The organism is Methylobacterium sp. WSM2598 (genome assembly GCF_000379105.1).
Lineage (GTDB): Bacteria > Pseudomonadota > Alphaproteobacteria > Rhizobiales > Beijerinckiaceae > Methylobacterium.
In genome coordinates, this window is sequence record NZ_KB900609.1 from 3,531,082 (window position 1) to 3,555,734 (window position 24,653).

The window sequence follows — 24,653 nt, forward strand, 5'->3', positions numbered from 1 at the left end:
TGACCGCAGCTTCTCGCGAAGTGCCCGATCCGAACGCCGCCGACCTGCCATCACAACCGCCCTCCGCCAAGCCGTTGCGACGACCACTTGAATCCACCGCCTGCGCGGCGGTCTGCTCGAAGCGGAACTTGTCGGCCCAGGCGACGATCGGCCGGAATACCAGCTGATCGTAGAGCAGGATCACCGCCGCGATGGCGGCCACCGCCCAGGCGATGGCGGCGAGGTCCTTGCGGTCGATGGCGAGGGCGAGCCACGCGCCGATCCCCGGCAGGGTGATCCTGGTGTCCCCCACCGAGATCGCCTCGGACGCGACGATGAAGAACCAGCTCCCCGACATCGACATCATCGCGTTCCAGACCAGCCCCGGCACCGCGAAGGGTGCCTCGAGGCGGACGAAGCGCTGCCAGGGCGAGAGCCGGAAGTGGCGGGTGACCTCGGTAAGGTCGCGCGGGAGGTTCCTGAGCGACTGGTAGAACGAGAAGGCCATGTTCCAGGCCTGGGCGGTGAATACCGCGAAGATCGCCGCGCATTCCGCCCCGAGCTGCCGGCCCGGGAACAGCCCGAGGAAGAAGGCGACCGTGAAGCTCAGGAACCCGAGCACCGGAACCGACTGCAGGATGTCGAGGGCCGGAACGATGACGAGTTCGGCCTTCCGGCTCTTGGCCGCCAGCGGGGCGACCAGGACGGTGAAGACGAGGGAGGCCGCCATGGCGGCGAAGAGGCGCAAGGTCGTGCGCAGGGCGTAGTCGGGCAGCAGCCAGGGATCGAGGCGCACCGGCTCGCCGTCGAGCGCGGCGAGCGGCGCGCGCATCTCGTGCACGCCGTGCAGCGTCGCGATCAGGCCGCCGATGACGACCAGGAAGGCCGCGACATCGTAGCCGTTGGGAATCAGCATGGCGCCGACGCGGCCGACGCCGAGGGGCGCGCGGCGCGTGGCATCGACGATCGAACGCGCATCGAGCATCGCGACCTCACGGATGGGAGCGGGAGAGCGGCCGGCGGCGGACCGGCCGGGCCGAGCGGCGCGCCGCGCAGGGCTGCCGACGCGCGCGACCGGCGGGGCGCGCCGCTGCGGTTCCGCCGGGACCGGCGGGGAACGAGTTCGGATCCGTCATCGCGCATCTGGTGTCGACCGGCCGCTTCGCCGATCACGCCAGCCAAGAGCGCCTCGATCAGGCGGCCGAGCGAGCGGGAACCGGCGCACGCGGCGCGGTCGATCGACTGTGACTGTCGCTTGGCATCGTCGGTGGTGGTTCGCGGATGAGTGCGGCCGGGCGGGCCACCCGCTCCGGCTACGCCGTCCACTGACTCGTCATCGCGGCGCTGTCAACAGTCACGACGAACTGGGCAATGCTTGGTCGCCGCAGCGGAAGCGGCCGTTTTCGACCTCGGCGCCAAGTCGCTCGACGTCCAAGGAGCCGGTTTATCGTTGCCGTTTGCTGTGCGTCTCGACGGATGAGCTGTCCGGGCGTGGCGCGGGCGGCGCCCGCCCTTCGCCGGGGCGCGCGGCGGCCCGGCGGCGCTGCGACCGGGCGGGCACGCTCCGCTCCGGACCCGCTGCCGTTGCGACGGCGCGAAAGCCGGTGCTATAGCGCCCCGCGGACGGCCGGACGGGCCGGATCCTCCACGCGAAGCGGGGTGTCATGTCGGTCGACGCGCAGACGGTTCGGCGCATCGCGCATCTGGCGCGGATCGCGGTGAGCGACGCGGAGGTGCCGCCGCTCCAGGACGAGCTCAACGCCATCCTGGCCTTCGTCGAGCAGCTCGGCGCGGTCGACGTCTCGGGGGTCGAGCCGATGACCTCCGTCACCCCGATGGCCATGAAGCAGCGCGATGACGCCGTCACGGATGGCGGCTACGCCCGCGAGATCGTCTTCAACGCGCCGCTCTCCGAGGACAACTACTTCCTGGTCCCGAAGGTCGTCGAGTAGCGGCTGGCAGCGCCCCGGGCGGCGAGGATTTTCGACGTGAGCACGATTCCGGCAGACCTGACCGAACTCACCCTGGCGGAGGCCCGCGACGGGCTGCGGCGGAAGGCGTTCTCGGCCCGCGAGATCGCGCAGGCGCATCTCGACGCGGTGGCGCGGGCCCGCGCGCTGAACGCCTACCTGATCGAGACGCCCGAGCGGGCGCTGGCCATGGCCGAGGTGGCGGACCGCAAGATCGCTGCCGGGGAGGCGCGCGCCCTCGAAGGGCTGCCGCTCGGCATCAAGGACCTGTTCTGCACCCACGACGTGCCGACGACGGCGGGATCGCGGATCCTCGAGGGCTTCCGCCCGCACTACGAATCGACGGTGAGCCACAATCTCTGGCGCGACGGCGCCGTGATGCTGGGCAAGCTCAACCTCGACGAGTTCGCCATGGGCTCCTCGAACGAGACCAGCGCCTACGGGCCGGTGGTCTCGCCCTGGCGCCGCCGGGACTCGGAGGCGCCCCTGGTGCCGGGCGGCTCCTCCGGCGGCTCGGCCGCGGCCGTGGCGGCCCGGCTCTGCCTGGGGGCCACCGCCACCGACACGGGCGGCTCGATCCGCCAGCCCGCGGCCTTCACCGGCACGGTCGGCATCAAGCCCACCTACGGGCGCTGCTCGCGCTGGGGCATCGTCGCCTTCGCCTCCTCCCTCGACCAGGCGGGGCCGATCACCCGCACGGTGCGCGACAGCGCGATCATGCTCGCCTCGATGGCGGGTCACGACCCCAAGGACACGACCTGCGTCGACCGGCCGGTGCCGGATTACGAGGCGGCGGTGTCCCGCGGGGTGAAGGGGCTCACCATCGGCATCCCCAAGGAGTACCGCGTCGACGGGATGCCCGCCGAGATCGAGCGGCTCTGGCACCAGGGCGCCGAGTGGCTGCGGGCCGCGGGGGCGCGGATCGTCGAGGTCTCGCTGCCGCACACCCGGTACGCGCTGCCGGCCTACTACATCGTGGCGCCGGCCGAGGCCTCCTCGAACCTCGCCCGCTACGACGGCGTGCGCTACGGGCTGCGCGTGCCGGGCAAGGACATCGTCGGGATGTACGAGCAGACCCGCGCGGCCGGCTTCGGCCGCGAGGTCAAGCGCCGCATCATGATCGGCACCTACGTGCTGTCGGCGGGCTACTACGACGCCTACTACGTCCGCGCCCAGAAGATCCGCACCCTGATCAAGCGCGACTTCGAGACCGTCTACGCGAACGGGGTCGACGCGATCCTGACCCCGGCGACGCCCTCGGCGGCCTTCGGCCTCGGCGAGAAGCAGAACGCCGACCCGGTCGAGATGTACCTCAACGACGTCTTCACCGTGACGGTGAACATGGCGGGGCTGCCGGGCATCGCGGTGCCGGCGGGCCTCGACGGCCAGGGCCTCCCGCTCGGCCTGCAGCTGATCGGCCGGCCCTTCGACGAGGAGACGCTGTTCGCCGCCGGGCAGGTCATCGAGGAGGCGGCCGGCCGGATCGCGCTCCCGCCGCGCTGGTGGGCCTGAGCGGGTGACCGTCCCGTATTACCCGCCCTCGGTCTGGCTGATGGCCGGGCTCGACCCGGTGCTGATCGGCCTCGCGCTCTATCTGGGGTGGAAGGCGGACCAGTTCGGCAAGCTCTTCCTCGTCGCCATCGTGGCGCTCGCCGTCTCGGTGCTGGTCTCCTGGGTGCTGACCGGGATCGGGCTGCCCTGGCCGGCGCCGATCGGCCACGACCTGCCGACCTTCTTCCCGGTGCGCAGCGTCGCGGCCTTCCTGTGGGCCCTTGCCGCCTACGCGGCGCGGCGCCTCCTCGCGGGCCGGACCTGACGCGCTTGACCGCGGGGACGGCGGATTCCTCAGCATCATTCGCCGAAGTGGTCACCGGTTCGGCGGCGAACCGTAGGACCGCGTCAGCGAAAATGATGCAAGACCAAGAGCTAAGCAGAGTTGCCCCGCGCCACTCTGCTTAGTAAGCGGGATCGCGCGGGGCAATCCTGCCCCGCGTCGTGATTTCGCATCCGTCCCGCCGCCGGACCGGTGACCCCCTCGGCGGATGATGCTCAGGCGCGCATGAACCGCTCCCCGGAAGCGGGATCGCGCGACACTCGGAGGCCCCGCCCATGAACGCTCCCGTGACCCCCAAGAAGCTGATCAAGGGCGCCTTGGGCGACTGGGAAGTGGTGATCGGGATGGAGATCCACGCCCAGGTGACGAGCCGCTCGAAGCTGTTCTCCGGCGCCTCGACCGCCTTCGGCGCCGAGCCGAACGCGCACGTCTCGCTGGTGGACGCCGCCATGCCCGGCATGCTGCCGGTGATCAACCGGGAATGCGTGGCGCAGGCGGTGCGCACCGGCCTCGGCCTCAAGGCGCAGATCAACCACCGCTCGGTGTTCGACCGCAAGAACTACTTCTATCCTGATCTGCCCCAGGGCTACCAGATCAGCCAGTACAAGAGCCCGATCGTCGGCGAGGGCGAGGTGCTGGTGGACCTCCCCGACGGCGAGACCATCCGGGTCGGCATCGAGCGCCTGCACCTGGAGCAGGACGCCGGCAAGTCGCTGCACGACCAGCACCCCTCCCTGAGCTTCGTCGACCTCAACCGCTCGGGCGTGGCGCTGATGGAGATCGTGTCGAAGCCGGACCTGCGCTCGTCGGAGGAGGCCAAGGCCTACGTGACGAAGCTGCGCACCATCCTGCGCTACCTCGGCACCTGCGACGGCGACATGGAGAAGGGCAACCTGCGCGCCGATGTGAATGTCTCGGTGCGCCGACCGGGCGAGCCCTTCGGCACCCGCTGCGAGATCAAGAACGTCAACTCGATCCGCTTCATCGGCCAGGCGATCGAGACCGAGGCCCGTCGCCAGATCGCGATCCTGGAGGATGGCGGCTGGATCGAGCAGGAGACGCGGCTCTACGATCCGAACCGGAACGAGACGCGCTCGATGCGCTCCAAGGAGGAGGCGCACGATTACCGCTACTTCCCGGATCCTGACCTGCTGCCCCTGGAGATCGAGCAGGCCTTCATCGACGGGCTCAGGACCGAACTGCCGGAACTGCCCGACGCCAAGAAGGCGCGCTTCGTGGCGGAGTACGGGCTCTCGGCCTACGACGCGACGGTGCTGGTCGCCGAGCGCGCCTCCGCCGATTACTTCGAGGCGGTGGCGAAGGGCCGGGACGGGAAGGCGGCGGCGAACTGGGTCATCAACGAGCTGTTCGGCCGCCTGAACAAGGAGGGCCACGGGATCGAGGACTCGCCCGTCTCGGCCGCGCAGCTCGGGGCGATCATCGACCTCATCGCCGACGGCACCATCTCGGGCAAGATCGCCAAGGACCTGTTCGAGATCGTGTGGGGCGAGGGCGGCGACCCGCGCGCGATCGTCGAGAGCCGCGGCCTCAAGCAGGTGACCGACACCGGCGCGATCGAGGCGGCGGTCGACCAGATCATCGCGGCCAACCCCGACAAGGTGGCGCAGGCCAAGGCCAAGCCGACGCTGCTTGGCTGGTTCGTCGGTCAGACCATGAAGGCGACCGGCGGCAAGGCGAACCCGGCGGCCGTCAACGCCCTGCTGAAGACGAAGCTCGGGATCGAGTGATCCGGGATCCGCTTGATCGAAGCGGATCCCGGATCACAAGCCTGCGCGGCGCCTGAGCGAAGCCCAAATCCGCCATCCCGAAGGGATCAAGCGGATTTGGGATGATAAGCCCGCCTCCAGGGCCGGCCTTCGGGCCGGCCCTGGAGGCGGCCCCGCTGCCCCCGAATCGAGAAGCCCGGCCTGTGGGCCGGGCTTCGGGTTCGATCGGGGCAGGTTCGGCCGGGGCAAGTCCGGCTGGGGCAAGTCCGGCTGGGGCAAGTCCGGCCGGGGCAAGTCCGGCCGGTGACCGAGCCGAGGCTCAGTAGGTGCCGAACTTGTAGTTCAGGCCGGCGCGCACCACCGCGAACTCGGTGTCGCGACGCACCAGGCCGCTGCCCGGGACCAGCACCACGCCGGGGCTGGTCACGGTGATCAGGGTGCCGGCGTTGTTGACCGCGAAGGCGCCGTTGAGGCCGTTGCCGCGGTCGAGGTTCACGTAGAGACCTTCGACCTTCAGGGTCACCGCGTTCGACTTGAAGAAGTTCAGGAACGAGTCGGTGGGCAGGGCGTACTCGACGCCGCCGCCGACCGTCCAGCCGGTCTGGAAGTCGTCGCGGTTGGGCAGGCCGAAGCTGGTGCCGCCGCCGCCGCCGTAGGCGAAGCCGCCGGTGGCGTAGACGAGGGTGCGGTCGAAGGCGTAGCCGAGGCGGCCGCGCACCGTGCCGAAGTAGTCCAGACCCGACAGGCCGTTCGGGTTGAAGACCTGCTGGGCGGCCAGCCCGGTCACCGCCGGGTTGTTGGTGACGAGGCTGAAGCGGTTCCGCTCACGGCCGAAATCGGCGTACTGGGCGTCCGCCTCGATGCCGATCACGACGCCCGCGCCCGGCGTGAACTGGTAGTTGTAGCCGACCTGACCGCCGCCGACGAAGCCGTCGTTGTTGTCGCGGTTGCGGAAGCCGAGGACCGCGGTCGTGCCGGGGGGCACGAGGCCGGTCGCGGCGTTCACGCCGATCAGGGTCGAGTTGTTGTTGTCGCTGGTGCCGAACCCGTAGCCAGCGTTGAAACCGGCGTAGAAGCCCGTCCAGGTGAAGACCGGCACCGGCGTGAAGACCGGCGGCGGCGCCGCGCGACGCGGCAGGTCGGCCGCGGAGGCGGCGGCGGTCAGGCCCGCGAGGGCCGCGGTGGAGAGGAGGATCTTCTTCATTGCCATGGTCCTGTTGGCGAGCGCCGGCACGGCTTCCGTTCCCGGCCTCACGTCCGGTCCGTCGCTGTCCCGCAACGTGACTCAGCAATAGATCGACAACCGTCAACAAATGATGAAGCGAGGGTTCGCGCGCTCCGGAGATCTTCGATTGCGCCGATCACGCGAGATTAACCTTAATGCTTCAAGGTGACGCGATCGTCCACGGAGAGATCGACCGGCATGAAGAGGTCCGACGCCCGCTCCCCCACCCGCACGCTGCTGGTCCGGACCGGGCAGGCCGCCGCCCTGGTGACGATCCTCTCGGTGGCGCTCACGCACTACATGGCCGCGCCGCGCAGGGCCGGTGCGCCGGCGGTCGCGACCGCCGCGCTGCCGGGCGAGCCGGAGGTGACCGGCGCGATCGGCCTCAGGAGCGACTTGCGCCTCGATCCCTGCGGCGAGCGGAGCGGCCGCTGACCGGCTCGCGCCGGCCGTGTGGCATCTCAACCCCTTGACAAAGCCGGCTCCATCGGGCGTGTCGCACCCGCCGGCGCGATCCCCCGCGCTGCAGCAATGGCAGGCGCGCGTCCGACGCGCGCACCGGGCGCGAAACTTCCTTTCGTCCAGGCCGTTGCCGCGACGGACATTCCTCGCGCCGGTTGCCCGGCCCGCGCGCAACGGTTCTCACTCCTGATGTCATTCGCTGAACTCGGTCTGAGCGAAAAGGTCCTGCAGGCGGTCTCGGCGGCCGGCTACACGACGCCGACCCCGATCCAGGCCCAGGCGATCCCGCACGTCCTCGCCCGCCGCGACGTGCTCGGCGTCGCGCAGACCGGGACCGGCAAGACGGCCGCCTTCACCCTGCCGATGCTGACCCGGCTTGAGCAGGGCCGGGCCCGCGCCCGCATGCCGCGCACGCTGATCCTCGAACCGACGCGCGAACTCGCCGCGCAGGTCGTGGAGAATTTCGAGCGCTACGGCACGAACCACAAGCTCAACGTCGCGCTGCTGATCGGCGGCGTCTCCTTCGCCGACCAGGACGCCAAGATCACCCGCGGCGTCGACGTGCTGATCGCGACGCCCGGCCGCCTGCTCGACCATTTCGAGCGCGGCAAGCTGCTGCTCACCGGGGTCGAGCTCCTGGTCATCGACGAGGCCGACCGGATGCTCGACATGGGCTTCATCCCGGACATCGAGCGAATCGTGAAGCTGGTGCCGTTCACGCGCCAGACCCTGTTCTTCTCCGCGACGATGCCGCCGGAGATCCAGCGGCTGGCCGACGACTTTCTCCACAACCCGGTGCGGATCGAGGTGGCGCGCCCGGCCTCGACCGCCTCGACCATCGCGCAGCGCCTCGTCGCGACCGGCGGCGAGGGCCACGAGAAGCGCAAGACCCTGCGCGGGCTGATCCGCGGCGCGGTGGAGCTGCGCAACGGCCTCATCTTCTGCAATCGCAAGCGGGACGTGGCGCAGCTGCAACGCTCGCTGGCCAATCACGGCTTCAACGTCGCGGCCCTGCACGGCGACATGGACCAGCGCGCCCGCATGGCGGCCCTGGACGCGTTCCGGTCCGGCGAGGTCCCGCTCCTCGTCGCCAGCGACGTGGCGGCGCGCGGCCTCGACATCCCGGCGGTGAGCCACGTCTTCAACTTCGACGTGCCGCACCACGCCGAGGACTACGTCCACCGGATCGGGCGCACCGGGCGGGCCGGGCGCAGCGGCGCCGCCTTCACGCTGGTGGGCCGCGGCGACGAGAAGGCGCTGGCCGCCATCGAGTCGCTGATCGGCCAGCCGATCCCCTGGGCGGACGGCGACCTCGCCTCCCTGCCCGAGGAGGAGGAGGGCGCTCCGCGGGAGCGGCGCACGCGCGAGCGCGAGGGCCGCTCCAAGCGCGGCGAGCGCGGCCGCCGGCCCGAGCGGAGCCGCGAGGCGCGCCCTGAGGAGCGCGCCCGCCCGCCCCGCGCGGAGGAGCGCCCGCGCGCCGCTCGGCCGGAGGAGCGCCCGCGCGCTGCCCGGCCGGAGGAGCGCCCGCGCGCTGCCCGGCCGGAGGAGCGCCCGAAGGATCCGCGCCGCGCCGCCGCCCGCCGCCGCGACGAAGACGACGCAATGCCGGAGGCCGAGATCGGGCTCGGCGCCCATGTTCCCGCCTTCCTGCTTCGGCCGGTTGTTTTGAAGAAGCGCAAGGAGCGGGAGTAGACGAAGACGTCGGGCACGGCGCGTCTCCGATCGCGCGACCTTTAACCGTCTCTCCACTCGCGCGTCGTAGACCCTCTGGGCCAATCGGACCTCGGGTCCGGTGCGGTGCACGGAGGAGCCGGATGAGCGACGTGTCCCGACCCGACACGGACCGGAGTTTCGCGATAGGCCAGCGGGCGTTGGAGCTCATGAAGGCCTACGGGTCTTCGGCCTGCCCGCGCAGCTACGCCGTCTGGTACACCTACGTGTCCGGTCAGCAGCCGCTGCTCAATGAGGCGGTGAAGCGCCTGACGGCGGAGCACGGCCACCTGCGCGACGACGCGATCAGCATCCTCTACGACACCTACATCGATCCGCGCCGCCACCTGATCGAGACGGAGCGCGCGGGCGCGAGCCTGCTCGGCGAGATGGAGCAGGTGCTGGAGATGCTCGACGTGGCGCTCGGCTCCACCGCCCGCTACGGCGCCTCGCTGCAGGCCTTCAGCCAGGACATCGTCGCGCCGACCGTCAATCGCGGCCGGCTGCGGGAACTCGTGACCTCGCTGATCGTGGCGACGCGGGACGTCTCCGCCAACAACCGCACCCTCGAGGCGCGGATGCGCGAGAGCCGCGAGGAGATCCAGGCGCTGCACGAGACCCTGGAGGCGGTGCGGGTCGAATCGCTCACCGATCCGCTCACCGGCCTGGGCAATCGCAAGCTGTTCGAGCAGGTGCTGCGCAAGTCGGTGGAGGAGGCGGCCGCCAACGCGGCACCCACCGCCCTCATCATCCTCGACATCGACCATTTCAAGCGGTTCAACGACGTCTACGGCCATCTCACCGGCGACCGCGTCCTGCGCCTCGTCGCCCTGACGATGCGCGAGATGGTCGACGGCCGCGCCACCATCGCGCGCTTCGGCGGCGAGGAATTCGGCGTGATCATGCCCTGCGGCAGCGAGGGCGACGCCGTCGCCCTGGCCGAGCGCATCCGCACGAGCGTCATGGGCCGGGAACTCGTCAAGCGCTCCAGCGGGGAGTCGCTCGGTCGCGTGACCATCTCGGTCGGCGTCGCGACTCACCGGCCCGGCGACACGGCCGTGTCGCTGCTGGAGCGGGCCGATCAGTGCATGTTCGCGGCCAAGCGCAGCGGGCGCAACCGCGTCGTCGTGGACACGGCGGTGCCGGACCTCACGCAGGTGGCGTGAGGTCCGGGCCGCTCAGGCCCCGGCTTCCTGCAGGGCCTCCGGCTTGGCCGGCGTGATCGCGACCGATTCGCCGCAGCCGCAGGCCGAGGTCTGATTCGGATTGTGGAACACGAACTGCGACGACAGCTTCGTGGTCTGGAAGTCCATCTCGGTCCCGAGCAGGAACAGCACCGCCTTCGGATCGATGAAGACGCGCACGCCGCGATCCTCGACGACGTCCTCGCCCGGGCGGCGCTCCTCGGCGTATTCCATCGTGTAGCTCATCCCGGCGCAGCCGCCGTTCTTCACGCCGACGCGGATCCCCGCGATCGGGCGGTCGGCGTCGGCGATGATCCGCCTGACGCGCTCCGCGGCGGCCTCGGTGAGCGACATCACCTTGAAACTGGTGGGCATTCGGTTCTCTCCGGCAGCCGGGTTCAAGGCCCGGGCGGTTGAGGCTTCATCCTCGCTCCCCCAAGATAAGCATCGGCCCGGCCAGGGTCCACCGCGGCGGGGCCCGCGGCGGCCGGGAGCGCGCGAGGGGGGCGACGCCCGCTACACCGCCACGAGCCGCGCCCGGCCCTCTCCCCCGGCATCGCCGAACTGGAGGGCGGCGAGCTGGGCGTAGAGGCCGCCCCGGGCGAGCAGCCCGTCGTGTGTGCCCTCTTCCACCACGCGACCGTCGTCGAGGACGAGGATCCGGTTGGCGGCCCGGATGGTCGCGAGGCGGTGGGCGATCACCAGGGTGGTGCGCCCGCGCATCAGCTCGTCGAGGCCCGCCTGGACCGCGCGCTCGCTCTCCGCGTCGAGGGCCGAGGTCGCCTCGTCGAGGAGCAGGATCGGCGCGTCCTTGAGGATCGCCCGGGCGATGGCGATGCGCTGGCGCTGCCCGCCCGACAGGGTGACGCCCCGCTCGCCCACCAGCGTGGCGTAGCCCTCCGGCAGGGCGCGGATGAACCCGTCCGCGTGGGCCTGGGCGGCGGCGGCGGCCACCTCGGCCTCGCTGGCCTGCGGGCGGCCGTAGCGGATGTTGTCGAGGACGCTGCCGCTGAACACGGTCGGATCCTGCGGCACCAGGGACAGGCGCCGCCGCAGCGCGTCCGGATCGGCCCGGTTCACCGGGACGCCGTCCACCCGCACCTGTCCCGAATCGGTATCGTAGAAGCGCAGGAGCAGCTGCAGCACCGTGCTCTTGCCCGCGCCGGACGGGCCCACGATGGCGACGCGCTCGCCGGGCGCCACCGTGAAGCTGACGTCGTGGAGGGCGCTGCGGTCCGGCCGCGCCGGGTAGGCGAAGCGCACCCGCTCGAAGGCGACCTCGCCGCGGGGCGGCTCCGGCAGGGCCAGGGGATCCGCCGGGGCGGTGATGGCCGGCTCCGTGCGCAGGATCTCGCCCAGGCGCTCGGCGGCGCCGGCCGCCAGGGTGAGCTCCCCGTAGACCTCGGAGAGCTGGCCGAGGGCGCTCGCCCCGAACACCGCGTAGAGGACGAATTGCGAGAGCTGGCCCGCCGTCATCGTGCCGCGCGCGACGCCCTGCGCCCCGTACCACAGCACCCCGACCACGCTCGCCGAGACCAGGAAGATGGCGACGCCGGTGAGGAGCGCCCGCGCCCGCGCCGAGCCGCGGGCGGCGAGGAAGGCCTGCTCCGAGGCGGCCGCGAAGCGCGCCGCCGTCGCCGGCCCCATCCCGAAGGCCTGCATGGTGCGCACGGCCCCGACCGCCTCGGTCGCGTAGGCGGAGGCGTCGGCGAGCCGGTCCTGCGCGGCCCGCGAGCGGCGCCGCACGCCCCGCCCCGAGAGGATGAGCGGGAAGACGATGACCGGGATCGCGGCCAGGACCAGGACCGAGAGGCGCGGGCTCGTCCACACCATCATGGCGACCGCGCCCAGGAACAGGAAGGCGTTGCGCAGGAGGATCGACAGGGAGACCCCGAAGACCGACTTCACCTGCGCGGCGTCGGCCGTGAGGCGCGAGACCAGTTCGCCGCTGCGGGCCTGGTCGAAGAAGGCGGGGTCGAGCACCGTCAGCCGCGCGAACACCGCCGCCCGCAGGTCCGCGATCACCCGCTCGCCGAGCGTCACGACGAAGTAGTAGCGGCCCGCGCTCGCCAGCGCGAGGAGACCGACGACGCCGATCAGCGCGCCGAAATAGGCGTCGATCATCGCGGCACCCTGGTGCGCGAAGCCGAGATCGACGACCCGGCGGATCGCGATCGGCACGACCAGGGTGGCGCCGGCGGCCGCCACCAGGGCGACGAGGGCCGCGGCGATGCGGCCGCGGTAGCGCAGGGCGAAGGGGATGAGCGGTTTCAGCGCGCCGAGAGAGGCCCGGGGAAGCGTGGCCCGGGAGCGGGCTGTGTCGTCGGAAGCCATGGGACGTGTGTGAATCCGGTAGCTGCGCTTGTTTGGCGCCGTCGGGTGAGGTATAGGCCGCCGCTCATCCGATTACGCGCGATCAATGGCCGCGGCCCGCAGCGGAGCGTTTGCGGGTGGGCCGCATCGAGGAACACGTCATGGCGAAGACCGCTGCCAAGAAGCCGACCGAGCACCCCGACTACCACTTCATCAAAGTGGTGATGACGGACGGCACCGAGTACACCACCCGGTCGACCTGGGGGAAGGAGGGCGACACCCTCAACCTCGACATCGACCCGACCACCCACCCGGCCTGGACCGGCGGCGAGCAGAAGCTGATGGATCGCGGCGGCCGCGTCTCGCGCTTCAACTCGCGCTTCGGCAACCTGACCTTCGGCAAGAAGTAATCCCACCGCTCGTTTCTCATGACCGGTGGCGGTGCTCTCGAATTTTCGCCAAGCCTTTGGCTTGAAATCGAAAATTCGAGATGGAGCAACGGCCCGACGCGTCGGCACCCTGAGCCGTTGGTGTAAGGTCCGGGCGGGCCGAGCCCCCGGAACGAGAGAACCCCGGTCCAGCGGCCGGGGTTTTTCGTTGGGCCGCAGTCCCGGCGGGAAGGCGGCCGGGCCCCTCCCCGCGCGTCGCGTCACGCCGAGCGGAAGGCGGCGCGCAGGAGGTCCTGCTGGGCGAAGACCGGGCTCTCGCGGGGGGCCGGGGTGGGACGGTCGTCCGAGATCAGGCTGTCGAGGTGGCGGATGCGCGCGTGGAGCCGCTTCGCGTGCCCGATCAGCGCCTGGAGGGTCAGCGGCAGCTCCGCGACGGCCGCGGCCGGCAGGTCCTGGCTCTCGCTCGTGCCCAGGCGCACGCGGGTCTTCTCCTGCTGGGCCTCGCTCAGGGTCAGTTCCCCCTCCGCCACGGCGCGCTGGACCAGCAGCCAGGAGGCGATCTGCATCAGCCGCGTCGTCAGCCGCATGCTCTCGCTCGCGTAGGTCAGGGCGGCGTGCCGCGACAGCAGCCGCGACTCGTCGCGGCCGGGACCGTCCAGGTAGGCCGCGGTCTCCTCCACCAGCGTCATGCCCTCCCGGAACAGGGTGCGGAAGGCCTCGGAGGACACGAAGGTCTCGCCGAAATTCACGGTGTCGCGCGGGTCCCGAAACATCACGTCCATCCCGACCATGATCCCTCCTCCGCCCTCGGCGTCGCGCGTCCCGCTGCGGGACAGCGCCCTGTCTCGGTCCCGACCGTCGCAACAATAGCGCCGCGCGGGCGGTCCCGCCCCGGTAACGAAGGATTAACCTTAATCGGAACGCGCGAGACCCCGCCCGGCTCCCGCGCCGGCGGGGCGGGCCCGGGCTCAAAAAGAAAGCCGCCCCGGAGGGCGGCGATGAGTCGTACAGGGAGGCATCAAACAGAGTGGACAGAGACCACTCGACATCCAGAAGGCTGGACAGCTCCGGTTATCGTCCAGAAAGCTTAAAAAATGGTTAACGCGGTGTAAGCGCAATCGCGAATCAGTCGAATCCGGCGCGGCTTGGCAGCGGGCGCCGGCGCGGGGGCGCGCAAACGAAAACCCCCTCCGGGGCGGGAGGGGGCGTCGGCAAAAGCCCCCTCCGGGGCCGGAGGGGGCGTGGGTCGCGCGAGGGCGGCGCGCTCAGCCCGCGTGCATCTCCGCGCCGGGCCGCGCCGGCACCAGGAGCGGGGCCGAGCCCTTGCCGGGGGCGTCGTTGTAGGGGGCGTTGTAGCAGCGGCGCACCGAGGCCCAGTAGGCCTCGCGCTCCGCCTGCGGCAGGCGGCTCAGGGCCTCGTTGAGCGCGGCCTCGCCGGCCGCCGCGAGGCTGTTCGGGTCCGAGAAAGCGTGTTCGATCGGCGACATGCCCGTTCGCATCCAGGCGTGGAAGGATGGCCGGATCATGCCACAGCCAAGCCCGCGCTGCACGGGTTTCGCGGGTGCGGCGTGATCCGGGATCCGCTCGATCGACGCGGATCCCGGATCACCAGCCCGCGCGGCGCCTGAGCGACACCGACATCCGCATGGCCGACATGGGAGAGGGCGAATCCATCAACCGGATGGCGGATGACGCAGCGGTCAGGCCGGGTCGGGCTTGCGGCGGCGCGGCACCGCGCCGAGCACGCGGTCCTTGGCCTCCAGCACCTTCTGGACCCGGGCACCGAGCCGCAGGAGCTGCACGAGCCTCTCCGTCTCCAGGCGCCGCACCTCGCCGTACCAGTTCGCGAAGAGTTCGAAGAGGTCGTGCATCTCGGCGAGGCGTCCTTGCGCGTGCCGCTCCTCCGGGCTGCGCGGCTCCTGCATCAGGATCTCGCGCAGCATGGTGAGCGTCGGGTCGACCTCGCGCTTCTTGCGCTCCTCGACCAGGGTTCGGACGATCTGCCAGATGTCCTCGGGCGTCGAGAAGTAGTCGCGCCGGTCGCCCGGCCGGTGCAGCAGCCGCACGAGGTTCCAGGCCTGCAGCTCCTTCAGGCCCATGCTGACGTTCGAGCGCGACAGGCCGAGGCGCTCGACGATCTCGTCGGCGTTGAGGGCGCGCTCCGCGACGAACAGGAGCGCGTAGATCTGGCCCACCGTCCGGTTGATGCCCCAGCGCGAGCCCATCTCGCCGAAATGCAGGACGAAGGTCTGGACGAGGGGCGGCAGCTGCATGGCGTCCTCACCCGGCCCTGAGCCAGGCCCGCAGCACCGAGGCGACGAGGCCGAGGGCGAGGAGGCTTGCGCCGTAAAGGGTGGCGAACCAGAGGAGCCGGCGCCAGAGCGGCGCCGGCGCGTCGGGGGGCGCCGCCATCAATGGTACCCCGTCGCGTCGACCTTGCCCCGGAACACCCAGTACGCGTAGGCGGTGTAGGCCAGGATGATCGGGATCAGCACGGAGGCCCCGGCCAGCATGAACACTTGGCTGGCGCGCGGCGCGGCGGCGTCCCAGATCGAGATCCGGCCCGGCACCACGTCCGGGTAGATGCTGATGCCGAGCCCCACGAAGGAGAGCAGGAACAGGCCGAGGGCGATCAGGAAGGGCGCCCGCTCCGCCCCCTGCCGCAGGGCGCGGAAGAATGCGAAGGCCGCGAGGCCGACGAGGAGCGGCACCTGCGCGGTCAGGAGCACGTGCGGCATCGCGAACCAGCGCTGCCAGTACTGGCCCTCCAGGAACGGCGTCACCGCGCTGACCAGGAAGATCGCCGCGATGGTGGCGGCGCCGAGCCGGGCCGAGAGGCGGCGCGCCCGCTCCTGCAGCGGCCCCCGCGTGCGCATCACCAGCCAGGTGGCGCCGAGCAGGGCGTAGCCGCAGAGGAGGCCGAGCCCGACCAGGAGGCTGAAGGGCGACAGCCAGTCCCACCAGCCGCCCGCATAGGCGCGGCCCTCGACCGCGATGCCCTGGAGCATGGCCCCGAGGGCGATGCCCTGGGCCAGCGCCGCGACCAGCGAGCCCCCCGTGAAGGCGAGGTCCCAGAAGGCCCGGTGGCCCGGATCGCGCCAGCGGAACTCGAAGGCGACGCCCCGGAAGATCAGGCCGAGCAGCATGGCGATGACCGGCGCGTAGAGCGCCGGCAGCAGCACCGCGTAGGCGAGCGGGAAGGCCGCGAACAGGCCCCCTCCCCCGAGCACCAGCCACGTCTCGTTGCCGTCCCAGACCGGGGCGACCGAGTTCATGGCGGTGTCGCGCTCCTCGCCCGGCCGGAAGGCCGGGAACAGGATGCCGATGCCGAGGTCGAACCCGTCCATCACGATGTAGGCGAACACCGCGAAGGCGATCACGAAGGCCCAGACGACCGTCAGGTCGAGATGCTCCACCACGGATTCCTCCTCACTCGGCCGGCTGCATGGCGCGGTCGGGATCGACCGAGGGGGCCGGCGTGATGCCGGCCGTGCGGATCGGCTTGCCGGCCTCGACGCCGGGCTCGCCGTAGGAGGGCGGCTTGCTCATCAGGCGCAGGATGTAGAGCACGCCCATCGAGAACACCGCGAAATAGATCAGCACGAAGGCGATCAGGGAGCCCGCGACGGCGGGCGCCGAGAGCGGCGAGGCGGAGTCGGCCGTGCGCAGCAGGCCGTAGACCGTGAAGGGCTGGCGGCCGACCTCGGTGGTGATCCAGCCCGCCACCACGGCGACGAAGCCCGCCGGCCCCATCGCCACCGCGAAGCGGTGCAGGAGGGGCCACTCGTAGAGCCGGCCGCGCAGCCGCGCGACGAGGCTGAGCAGGCCGAGGAACAGGATCAGGAAGCCGAGCCCCACCATCACCCGGAAGGACCAGAACACCACCGGGACCGGCGGCCAGTTCTCGCGCGGCACCGTGTCGAGGCCCTTCAGGGGCGCGTCGAGATCGTGCTTGAGGATGAGCGAGGAGAGCCGGGGGATCTCCAGGGCGTAGTCGACGCGGCCCGCCGCCTGGTTCGGCAGGCCGAACAGGATCAGGGGAGCGCCGGCCGGGTGGCTCTCGAAATGGCCCTCCATCGCCATCACCTTGGCGGGCTGGTGCTCCAGCGTGTTGAGCCCGTGCGCGTCGCCCGCCGCGATCTGGACCGGCGCCACCAGGGCCGCCATCCACATCGCCATCGAGAACATGGTGCGGGCGCCCTCGCTCGGGCCGCCGACGGCGCGGCGGCAGTCGCGCAGCAGGTGCCAGGCGCCCACCGCCCCGACCACCAGGGCGGTGGTCAGGTAGGCGGCCAGCACCATGTGCACGAGCCGGTACGGGAAGGACGGGTTGAAGATGATCGCCCACCAATCCAGCGGGATCAGCTGGCCGGCCGCGTTGCTGCCGTAGCCCTGCGGCGTCTGCATCCACGAATTCACCGACAGGATCCAGAAGGCCGAGAAGAAGGTGCCGACCGCCACCGCCAGCGTCGCCAGGAAGTGCAGGCGCGGCCCGACCTTGCTCATCCCGAACAGCATCACGCCGAGGAAGCCCGCCTCCAGGAAGAAGGCCGACAGCACCTCGTAGGCCATCAGCGGCCCCAGCACCGGCCCGGCCTTGTCCGAGAAGACCGACCAGTTCGTCCCGAACTGGTACGACATGACCAGCCCCGAGACGACGCCCATCGCGAAGGCGACGGCGAAGATCTTCACCCAGTACTTAAAGAGGTCGAGGTAGACGGAGCGCCCGGTGGCGAGCCAGAGGCCTTCGAGCACGGCGAGGTAGCTCGCGAGCCCGATCGAGAAGGCCGGGAAGATGATGTGGAACGCCACCGTGAACCCGAACTGGATCCGGGCGAGCAGCAGGGCGTCCAAGGTCGACAGCATGACGTATCCCCGTTCGAGGCCGACACCTGCGTCCTATCTCGCCATTTCAGGAATTTCCGAAAGTCCCGAAGCGCCGCGGCGCATCGCCGCGACGGCCCGGCGGCAGCCGCGCGGCGCGGGGCCCGGCCGGACGCCGCGCGGGCGCCCGCTCAGGGTCGCAGCAGCACCTTGCCGACCGCCTCGCGGCGCGAGAGCACGCCGAGGGCTTCCGCGGCGCGCTCCAGCGGGTAGACGCCGTGCACCTTCGCGGTGAGGCGGCCCTCGGCCACCAGGGCGAGGAGGCGGGCCTGGTTGCGGGCGTGTGCCTCGGGCTCGTTCCTCACGAAGGCGCCCCAGTGCACGCCCTGCACGTCGATGCCCTTGAGGAGCACGAGGTTGAGCGGGATCTTGGGGATCGGCCCGGCCGCGAACCCGATCACCAGGAACCGGCCCTTCCAGTTGAGGGAGCGCAGGGCCGGCTCCGAGAAGTCGCCGCCGACGGGATCGTAGACCACGTCGATCCCGGCCGCGCCGCCGAGCCGGCGCAGGCCCTCGCGCAGGTTCTCCTCGGAATAGTCGAGGACGAGGTCGGCGCCGTGGGCCCTGGCCGCCTCCAGCTTGTCCGCCGAGGAGGCGCAGGCGATGACGCGCGCGCCCATGGCGTGGCCGAGCTCGACCGCCGCGAGCCCGACCCCGCCGGAGGCCCCGAGGACGACGAGGGTCTCGCCCGCCCGCAGGGCGGCGCGGTCCTGCAGGGCATGCAGGGAGGTGCCGTAGGTGACGGTGAGGCCCGCGGCCTGCTCGTCGCCGACCCCGTCGGGGATGGGGCTCAGGGCCTCGCGGCGGGCCAGGATCGTCTCCCGGCAGGTGCCGTGGCCGAGATGGGCGATGACGCGCTCGCCGACCCGCAGGCCCTCGACGCCCGGCCCGACCGCCTCGACGATCCCGGCGGCCTCCGCGCCCGGCGAGAAGGGCAGGTCCGGCTTGACCTGGTAGCGGCCGGCGATGATCAGCGTGTCGAAGAAGTTCAGGGCCGCCACGGTCACCCGGACGCGCACCTCGCCCGGCCCCGGCACGGGATCCGGCAGATCCGCGATCACCAGATCCTCCGGCCCGCCGAGCGTCTTGCACAGGAGCGCCTTCATCACCGTCCCTCCCCGCCGCCGGTCCGGCGGCCTCGGCCCCTGCGTGAGGCAGGCGCGGCCGGCTGGCAAGGGCGGGCGTGATCCGCTCTCCCCGGCGCGCGGCGGCGCGCCGCGCCCGGAGGTGCCGGCCGCGCGGGCGCGTCCGGCCCTCACCCCCCGCTCAGGACGGCGCGGCCCCGGACGCCCTCCCGCGTCGGCGCGGCCCTCCGCGCGCCCGGCAGGAGCGAGAGCGCGTCGGTGCGGATCTCCCCGAGCCGGCGCAGGACGAGCGCGGTGGCGAGGATCCAGGCGGCGTAGCTCGCGAGGACCGCGCCGGCGGCGCCGGTCACGCCGAAGGCGGGCGTCAGCGCGAGATTGGCCGCCACCAGGACCAGCAGGGCGAGAACGCAGAGCCGCGCGTTGAGCCCCTGCGCGCCCGTGAGGGTCACCAGGTGGGCGCTCGGTCCGGCGAGGGCGCGCAGGAGCTGGCTGCCGACCAGGATGGCGAGCGCCGCGGCGCCGTGCGGGAATTCGGGGCCGAACAGCGAGAGGAGCGGCGCGCCCGCGACCAGGACCGCGGCGAGGGCTGCCAGCGTCGCGGCGCCGGGCAGGGCGAGCGAGCGGCGCACGATCCGGCGCATCGCCGCGTGGTCGCCGGCCCGGCGGGCATCGGCGAGGTCCGGCACCGCCATCTGCTGCGTCACCTGGACGACGTAGCCGACCAGGAGCGCGAGCTTGAGGCAGAGGCCGAACACCGCCACCTCGGCCTTCGGCAGGAACGGCGTCACGCAGAGGATGCCGAGATCCGCGAAGATGTTGGTGTAGATCGAGAGCAGCATCAGGGAATGCGCCTCGCGCCGCCAGCGCCGCCTGAGCCGGCGCGCGCTCCGTCCCGGCGCGCGCCGGGGCGGCAGGTGGGGCAGGAGCAGCCGGAGCTGCACCACGGCGATCAGGACGGTCAGTCCCGTGAACAGGGCCGTGACGGCGTCGCCCGTCGCTCCCGGCCAGGCGAGGCGCAGCCCGACCACGAGGACCAGGAAGACGGCCGGCCGCACGATCCCCTCGGGCACGTAGCACAGGCCGAACAGCCGGATCGCGCCGGCGAGATTGGTGAACAGGGTGAGGCTCGTCGTCGCCAGGACGAGCAGGCCCGCCAGCAGCCCGCAATGGCGCGTCGTGGCGTCGAGGCCCGGCGCGAGCAGGCTCGCCCCGGCGATCAGCCCCGAGAACAGGGCGGCGGCCGCGAGGCTGTCCCGGCGCGCCGTCGCCACGAAGGCGGCGAACAGGCGCCGGCGGGCCGGCGACCGGTAGCGGGCCGCGAAGCGCGAGGCGATCTGCGTGTAGCCCTGGGTCGCGAGGAGACCGGCCACGATCGCGAGGCTCGTCGCCGCGTAGAACAGGCCGAGGTCGTGGGCGCCCACGAAACGGGCGAGGAAGGCCTGGGCGACGAAGCCGAAGCCCGCGCCGCCGAGGCGGATGGCCGCGAGGGCCGCCGAGCCGGTGAGCAGCCGGGCGAGCCGGGCGGGTGGCCGGACGGTCACGGCGCCGCCGCGGCGCCGGCCCGGGCGCCCCGGCGGGTCGCCACGAGGGAGAGCCAGTTCCGGAACAGCTGCGCGGCCACCGGCGGCCAGGCCGGCGCGGCGGGCGGCGCGCAGGACGGCTCGCCCGCCCACCCGCCCCGGGCGTGGTCGTCGAGCGCCGCCTCGATCTCAGGGTCGAAGTAGTGGACGGGGCGGTCCGGGGGCTCGGCCCGCTCGCCGCGCCCGAAGCGCTTGAGGTCGCGCCGGTACTCGCGGGCGAGGCTGTCCGGGTCGTATTCGGGGTGGCCCTGCAGGAAGACCAGCAGGCTGCGCTCGGGCTTCACGAACAGGTCGACCCCCGCCTCGTCCGAGCGCGTCAGCACGTGGTAGCCGGACGCGGCGAGATCCGCCTCGGCGAGGTCGTTCCAGCGGGAATGCGGCACCGGCAGCACCGCGGGCATCCCGGCGAGGAGCGGGTGGGCCGCCACCGGCCGGCAGGCGAAGATCCCGGAGCGCTTGCGCGCCATGCGCCGCCGGGCGATGCCGTCGAGGTGCAGCACCGCCGCGTGGGCCGCGAGGCACGAGAACAGCGTCGAGACCGTGTGGTCGCGCGCCCAGTCGATCACGCCGGCCAGGGCCGGCCAGTAGGGCTCGTCGCGCAGGTCGGCCGCGCGCGGCTCGCAGCCCGTGACGATGAGCGCGTCGAGCCCGGCGCCCTCCAGGGCGTCGGCCGGCGCCGAGAGGGGCGCCAGCATGTCCCGGGCCTCGGGCCCGCGGTCGATCTCCGGCAGGTGGAAGCGCAGCAGGCGCACCTCGCGCCCGAGCAGGGCGGCGAATTGGCGGTCCGTCGCGGCGAGCGCGGCGTCCGGCATGTTGTTGAGGAGACCGACGGTGAGGCGGTCGCGGGGCGCGGCCGGCCGCGGCCGGCCCGCCCGGGCGAGCGGCGGGGTGGCGGGCTTGAGCATCGCGCGGCGGCTCCCGCTCACTCGGCGGCGCGCAGCAGGCTGCGGCCCGCGGCCTCGAGCGCCTGGTCGAGGTCGGCCAGGATGTCGTCGCTGTGCTCGATGCCGACCGAGAGCCGGATCGTCTCCGGCAGCACCCCGGCGTGGCGCTGCTCCTCGGGCGACATCTGCCGGTGGGTGGTCGAGGCCGGGTGGCAGGCGAGCGACTTCGCGTCCCCGATATTGACGAGCCGCTTGACCAGCGTGAGGGCGTCGTAGAAGGCCGCCCCGCCCGCGTAGCCCCCCTGCACCCCGAAGGTGAGGAGCGAGGAGGCCCGCCCGCCGAGGTACTTGCGCGCCATCGGGTAGTGCGGGCTGTCGGGGAAGCCGGCGTAGTTCACCCAGGCGACCCGCGGATCGTCGCGCAGGAATTCGGCGACCTTGCGGGCATTCTCCACGTGGCGCTCGACCCGCAGGGCCACGGTCTCGATGCCCTGCAGCAGCAGGAAGGCGCTGAAGGGGGCCAGCACCGCGCCGGTCGTGCGCTGGTAGACGCTGCGCGCCCGCTCGGCGAAGGCGCTCGCCCCGAACCGCTCCGCGTAGACGAGGCCGTGATAGGACGCGTCCGGCTTGCAGAACATCGGGAACCGCTCGGGATGGGCGAGCCACGGGAAGCGCCCGCCATCCACGATGATGCCGCCGAGCGTGGTGCCGTGCCCGCCCATGAACTTGGTGAGCGAGGCGATCACGATGTCGGCCCCGTGGTCGAGGGGCCGCATCAGGATCGGCGTCGCGACCGTGTTGTCGACCACCAGGGGCACGCCGTGGGCGTGCGCCACCTCGGCGAGGGCGGCGATGTCGCAGATGTTGCCGGCCGGGTTGCCAATGCTCTCGCAATAGACCGCGCGGGTGTCGGCATCGATCAGGCGGGCGACCGCCTCGGGCGCGTCGCTCGCGGCGAAGCGCGTGTGGATGCCCTGGCGGGGCAGGACATGCGCGAAGAGGGTGTGGGTGGTGCCGTAGAGCTGCGGCACCGAGACGATGTTGCCGCCGCAATCGGCCAGCGTCGCGATGGCGTAGTGCAGGGCCGCCTGGCCGGTCGCGACGCTGAGCGCCGCCACCCCGCCCTCCAGTTCGGCCACCCGGCGCTCCAGCACCGCGTTGGTCGGGTTGGCGATCCGGCTGTAGCGGTAGCCCGGCATTTCCAGGTTGAACAGCGCGGCGCCGTGCTCCGCGCTGTCGAAGGCGTAGGCGGCGGTCTGGTAGATCGGGACGGCGACGGCCTTGGTCGTCGGATCGTCCTCGTAGCCGGCATGGATCGCGATCGTCTCAGGCCGCATGGCGTCGTCCTTGGGAAACCTCGTGCGCCCCGCCCTGCAAGCGCCGAACCGACCCGGATGTCTCAGAATCGGACGATCGCTCCGGTGCAGGCCGTCGCGGGCAGAAGACTGACCGCCATATCCTTGCGGCTTGCTTCCCGCCCGCGCGGAAAACCGGGCTCGTCGGGCGGGAACCGGCCGCATGCTGAAGAATGTCTTTCGCAGATCGCTCGGAGCGCGGGAGCGCGCGGCGTCGCACGCGCCGCAAGCCTTGCTTAAGCCTTGCGCCGCAGGGTCGGGGCAGCGGGTGCGGGCGGGGAGTTCGGCGGATGATGAGCGCAGGTGCGGCCGTGGCCCGGGCGGGCTCATCCGCCGCGGGCGGGTGGCTCGGGGCGCTGGAGCGCACGGCGCGCATCGGCCAGCAGCCCTGGCGCACCCTGCCGCGGGTGATCGACGAACTCGGCGAGCGCCACGGCGAGGCCCCGGCCCTGATCGGCGAGCGGGGGCGCCTCAGCCACGCGGGCCTCGCCGCGCTGTGCCGGCGCTACGCCCGCTGGGCCCTGGCGCAGGGTCTCGGGCCCGGCGCCGCGGTCGGCCTGATGCTGCCGAACGGGCCCGACACGATGGCGGCCTGGCTCGGGCTGAGCCGGGTCGGCGTGCGGGTCGCCCTGCTCAACACCCACCTCACCGGGGCGGGCCTCGCCCATTGCATCGCGGCGGCCTCGCCCTCGCACCTGATCGTCGGGCCGGAGCTGCGGGCCGCCTGCGAGGGCGCCGCGCCGCACCTCGCCGAGCGGCCGCGCCTGCTCTGGGCGGACGACCTCGCGGGAGCCCTCGCGGCGCTCGACCCGGGCCCCTTCGCGGCGGCCGAGGAGCGCGGCGTCACGCTGGCGGACACCGCCCTCTACATCTACACCTCGGGCACGACCGGCCTGCCGAAGGCCGCCCGGGTGAGCCACCACCGGGTGATGACCTGGAGCCACTGGTTCGCGGGCCTCAACGCGACCGGACCGACGGACCGGCTCTACAGCTGCCTGCCGATGTACCACAGCGTCGGCGGCGTGGTGGCGCCCGGGAGCGTGATCGTGGGCGGCGGCGCCGCCGTGCTGCGCGAGCGCTTCTCGGCCCGTCGCTTCTGGGACGACGTGGTCGCGGAACGCTGCACCATCATCCAGTACATCGGCGAACTCTGCCGCTACCTGCTGAACGCGCCCGCCCACCCGCTGGAGCGCGCCCACGCGCTGCGCCTCGCCACCGGCAACGGGCTGCGCCCCGAGATCTGGGAGGCGTTCCAGGCGCGGTTCGCGATCCCCCGCATCCTCGAATTCTACGCCGCGACCGAGGGCACCCTCTCTCTCTGCAACGTCGAGGGCCGGGTCGGTGCGGTCGGGCGGGTGCCGCCCTTCCTGGCGCATTCCTCCCCGGCCGCCCTCGTCCGGCACGATCCGGAGACCGGCGCGCCGGCCCGCGGCCCGGACGGGCTCTGCCTGCGCTGCCCGCCGGGCGAGGCCGGGGAGCTGATCGGGCGCCTCGCGCGCGAGGTCGGCAGCCAGCGCTTCGAGGGCTATACCAGCGAGGCGGCGAGCGAGGCCAAGGTCCTGCGCGACGTGTTCGCCCCCGGCGACGCGTGGTTCCGCACCGGGGACCTGATGCGGGTCGACCGGCAGGGCTTCTACAGCTTCGTGGACCGGGTCGGGGACACCTTCCGCTGGAAGGGCGAGAACGTGGCGACGACGGAGGTGGCGGCGGCGCTCGCGCGGGCGCCGGGCGTGACCGAGGCGGTGGTGTACGGGGTCGCCGTCCCGGGCACGGAGGGGCGCGCCGGCATGGCGGCGCTGACCGTGGCGGAGGGCTTCGAGCTCGCCGGCCTGCGGGCGCATCTCGCCGCCGAACTGCCCGCCTACGCGCGCCCGCTCTTCCTGCGGCTGTGCCGGGATTTCGAGATCACCGAGACCTTCAAGCAGAAGAAGCAGGCGCTGGTCGAGGCGGGGTTCGATCCGGCGCGGACGGGCGACCCGCTCTATTTCGACGACGCCGCGCAGGGGGCCTACGTGCCGCTCGACGCGGAGCTGCACGGGCGCATCGTGGGCGGGGACGTGCGGGTCTGATCC

The 24,653-nt window shown here is 72.3% G+C and carries 23 protein-coding genes; 9 read left to right on the forward strand and 14 right to left on the reverse strand.

Annotated features, from left to right (window positions below; genetic code table 11):
- Positions 1 to 964 (reverse strand): ABC transporter permease subunit (locus MET2598_RS36720; protein WP_018261644.1); only part of this gene is annotated, 964 nt, incomplete at its 3' end.
- A gap of 679 nt (positions 965 to 1,643) precedes the next feature.
- On the opposite strand from MET2598_RS36720, the gene gatC reads away from it, so the two are divergent.
- From gatC to gatB, 4 genes are all read left to right on the forward strand, one after another.
- On the forward strand, positions 1,644 to 1,931 hold the full coding sequence (gene gatC, locus MET2598_RS0116835) for an Asp-tRNA(Asn)/Glu-tRNA(Gln) amidotransferase subunit GatC (protein ID WP_012334071.1): 288 nt from the start codon (positions 1,644 to 1,646) through the stop codon (positions 1,929 to 1,931).
- A gap of 36 nt (positions 1,932 to 1,967) precedes the next feature.
- The gene (gatA, locus tag MET2598_RS0116840) at positions 1,968 to 3,461 is read left to right on the forward strand and encodes an Asp-tRNA(Asn)/Glu-tRNA(Gln) amidotransferase subunit GatA (RefSeq protein WP_018261645.1); all 1,494 of its coding nucleotides are present in this window, start codon (positions 1,968 to 1,970) and stop codon (positions 3,459 to 3,461) included.
- A gap of 4 nt (positions 3,462 to 3,465) precedes the next feature.
- Positions 3,466 to 3,765, forward strand: a complete 300-nt coding sequence (locus MET2598_RS0116845) for a hypothetical protein (RefSeq protein WP_012334069.1) — start codon at positions 3,466 to 3,468, stop codon at positions 3,763 to 3,765.
- A gap of 293 nt (positions 3,766 to 4,058) precedes the next feature.
- Complete coding sequence (gatB, locus tag MET2598_RS0116850) at positions 4,059 to 5,531, forward strand: Asp-tRNA(Asn)/Glu-tRNA(Gln) amidotransferase subunit GatB (RefSeq protein ID WP_018261646.1); 1,473 nt, start codon at positions 4,059 to 4,061, stop codon at positions 5,529 to 5,531.
- A gap of 298 nt (positions 5,532 to 5,829) precedes the next feature.
- Here gatB and MET2598_RS0116855 read toward each other — a convergent pair whose 3' ends face one another.
- Complete coding sequence (locus tag MET2598_RS0116855; RefSeq protein WP_018261647.1) at positions 5,830 to 6,714, reverse strand: outer membrane protein; 885 nt, start codon at positions 6,712 to 6,714, stop codon at positions 5,830 to 5,832.
- A gap of 219 nt (positions 6,715 to 6,933) precedes the next feature.
- Between MET2598_RS0116855 and MET2598_RS0116860 the strand changes: the two genes are divergently transcribed.
- The 3 genes from MET2598_RS0116860 to MET2598_RS0116870 all read left to right on the forward strand — a co-directional run bounded on the left by MET2598_RS0116860 (position 6,934) and on the right by MET2598_RS0116870 (position 10,073).
- Complete coding sequence (locus MET2598_RS0116860; RefSeq protein ID WP_018261648.1) at positions 6,934 to 7,170, forward strand: hypothetical protein; 237 nt, start codon at positions 6,934 to 6,936, stop codon at positions 7,168 to 7,170.
- A 216-nt stretch (positions 7,171 to 7,386) separates the two neighbouring features.
- A complete protein-coding gene (locus MET2598_RS0116865; protein ID WP_018261649.1) occupies positions 7,387 to 8,889 on the forward strand; it encodes a DEAD/DEAH box helicase in 1,503 nt (500 codons plus the stop codon).
- 122 nt (positions 8,890 to 9,011) lie between these two features.
- Entirely contained in the window at positions 9,012 to 10,073 is a 1,062-nt protein-coding gene (locus MET2598_RS0116870) for a GGDEF domain-containing protein (RefSeq protein ID WP_012334064.1), read from the forward strand.
- Between the two features lie 12 nt (positions 10,074 to 10,085).
- Here MET2598_RS0116870 and sufA read toward each other — a convergent pair whose 3' ends face one another.
- Positions 10,086 to 10,466, reverse strand: coding sequence for a Fe-S cluster assembly scaffold SufA (gene sufA, locus MET2598_RS0116875; protein ID WP_012334063.1), 381 nt, complete (start codon positions 10,464 to 10,466; stop codon positions 10,086 to 10,088).
- A gap of 141 nt (positions 10,467 to 10,607) precedes the next feature.
- The gene (locus MET2598_RS0116880; RefSeq protein WP_018261651.1) at positions 10,608 to 12,425 is read right to left on the reverse strand and encodes an ABC transporter transmembrane domain-containing protein; all 1,818 of its coding nucleotides are present in this window, start codon (positions 12,423 to 12,425) and stop codon (positions 10,608 to 10,610) included.
- A 140-nt stretch (positions 12,426 to 12,565) separates the two neighbouring features.
- On the opposite strand from MET2598_RS0116880, the gene rpmE reads away from it, so the two are divergent.
- Complete coding sequence (rpmE, locus tag MET2598_RS0116885; protein ID WP_012334061.1) at positions 12,566 to 12,814, forward strand: 50S ribosomal protein L31; 249 nt, start codon at positions 12,566 to 12,568, stop codon at positions 12,812 to 12,814.
- A gap of 239 nt (positions 12,815 to 13,053) precedes the next feature.
- Here rpmE and rcdA read toward each other — a convergent pair whose 3' ends face one another.
- The 10 genes from rcdA to MET2598_RS0116935 form a co-directional block, all read right to left on the reverse strand.
- Positions 13,054 to 13,584 carry a protease adaptor protein RcdA gene (gene rcdA / locus MET2598_RS0116890; protein WP_018261653.1) on the reverse strand — a complete coding sequence of 177 codons (531 nt, stop codon included), beginning with the start codon at positions 13,582 to 13,584 and terminating at the stop codon, positions 13,054 to 13,056.
- A 474-nt stretch (positions 13,585 to 14,058) separates the two neighbouring features.
- A complete protein-coding gene (locus tag MET2598_RS0116895; RefSeq protein WP_018261654.1) occupies positions 14,059 to 14,280 on the reverse strand; it encodes a hypothetical protein in 222 nt (73 codons plus the stop codon).
- Between the two features lie 213 nt (positions 14,281 to 14,493).
- Positions 14,494 to 15,066 carry a GbsR/MarR family transcriptional regulator gene (locus MET2598_RS0116900; protein WP_012334058.1) on the reverse strand — a complete coding sequence of 191 codons (573 nt, stop codon included), beginning with the start codon at positions 15,064 to 15,066 and terminating at the stop codon, positions 14,494 to 14,496.
- A gap of 7 nt (positions 15,067 to 15,073) precedes the next feature.
- Positions 15,074 to 15,205, reverse strand: coding sequence for a DUF2474 family protein (locus MET2598_RS0116905; RefSeq protein ID WP_012334057.1), 132 nt, complete (start codon positions 15,203 to 15,205; stop codon positions 15,074 to 15,076).
- Positions 15,205 to 16,212 carry a cytochrome d ubiquinol oxidase subunit II gene (gene cydB, locus MET2598_RS0116910; protein WP_018261655.1) on the reverse strand — a complete coding sequence of 336 codons (1,008 nt, stop codon included), beginning with the start codon at positions 16,210 to 16,212 and terminating at the stop codon, positions 15,205 to 15,207. Before cydB ends, MET2598_RS0116905 begins: the two co-directional genes overlap by 1 nt.
- Positions 16,213 to 16,222: 10 nt before the next feature.
- Entirely contained in the window at positions 16,223 to 17,659 is a 1,437-nt protein-coding gene (locus tag MET2598_RS0116915) for a cytochrome ubiquinol oxidase subunit I (protein WP_018261656.1), read from the reverse strand.
- A 149-nt stretch (positions 17,660 to 17,808) separates the two neighbouring features.
- Positions 17,809 to 18,783 (reverse strand): NADPH:quinone oxidoreductase family protein, encoded by a 975-nt coding sequence (locus MET2598_RS0116920; RefSeq protein ID WP_018261657.1) that lies wholly within the window; start codon positions 18,781 to 18,783, stop codon positions 17,809 to 17,811.
- 149 nt (positions 18,784 to 18,932) lie between these two features.
- Positions 18,933 to 20,303: a lipopolysaccharide biosynthesis protein gene (locus tag MET2598_RS0116925; protein ID WP_026190778.1), complete on the reverse strand. Its 1,371-nt coding sequence runs from the start codon at positions 20,301 to 20,303 to the stop codon at positions 18,933 to 18,935.
- A complete protein-coding gene (metA, locus tag MET2598_RS0116930) occupies positions 20,300 to 21,247 on the reverse strand; it encodes a homoserine O-succinyltransferase MetA (RefSeq protein ID WP_018261659.1) in 948 nt (315 codons plus the stop codon). The genes MET2598_RS0116925 and metA overlap by 4 nt, the downstream gene beginning before the upstream one ends.
- A gap of 17 nt (positions 21,248 to 21,264) precedes the next feature.
- The gene (locus tag MET2598_RS0116935; RefSeq protein WP_018261660.1) at positions 21,265 to 22,563 is read right to left on the reverse strand and encodes an O-acetylhomoserine aminocarboxypropyltransferase/cysteine synthase family protein; all 1,299 of its coding nucleotides are present in this window, start codon (positions 22,561 to 22,563) and stop codon (positions 21,265 to 21,267) included.
- Positions 22,564 to 22,871: 308 nt separating this feature from the next.
- Between MET2598_RS0116935 and MET2598_RS0116940 the strand changes: the two genes are divergently transcribed.
- Positions 22,872 to 24,650 (forward strand): long-chain-acyl-CoA synthetase, encoded by a 1,779-nt coding sequence (locus MET2598_RS0116940; RefSeq protein WP_018261661.1) that lies wholly within the window; start codon positions 22,872 to 22,874, stop codon positions 24,648 to 24,650.
- Positions 24,651 to 24,653: the final 3 nt, after the last annotated feature.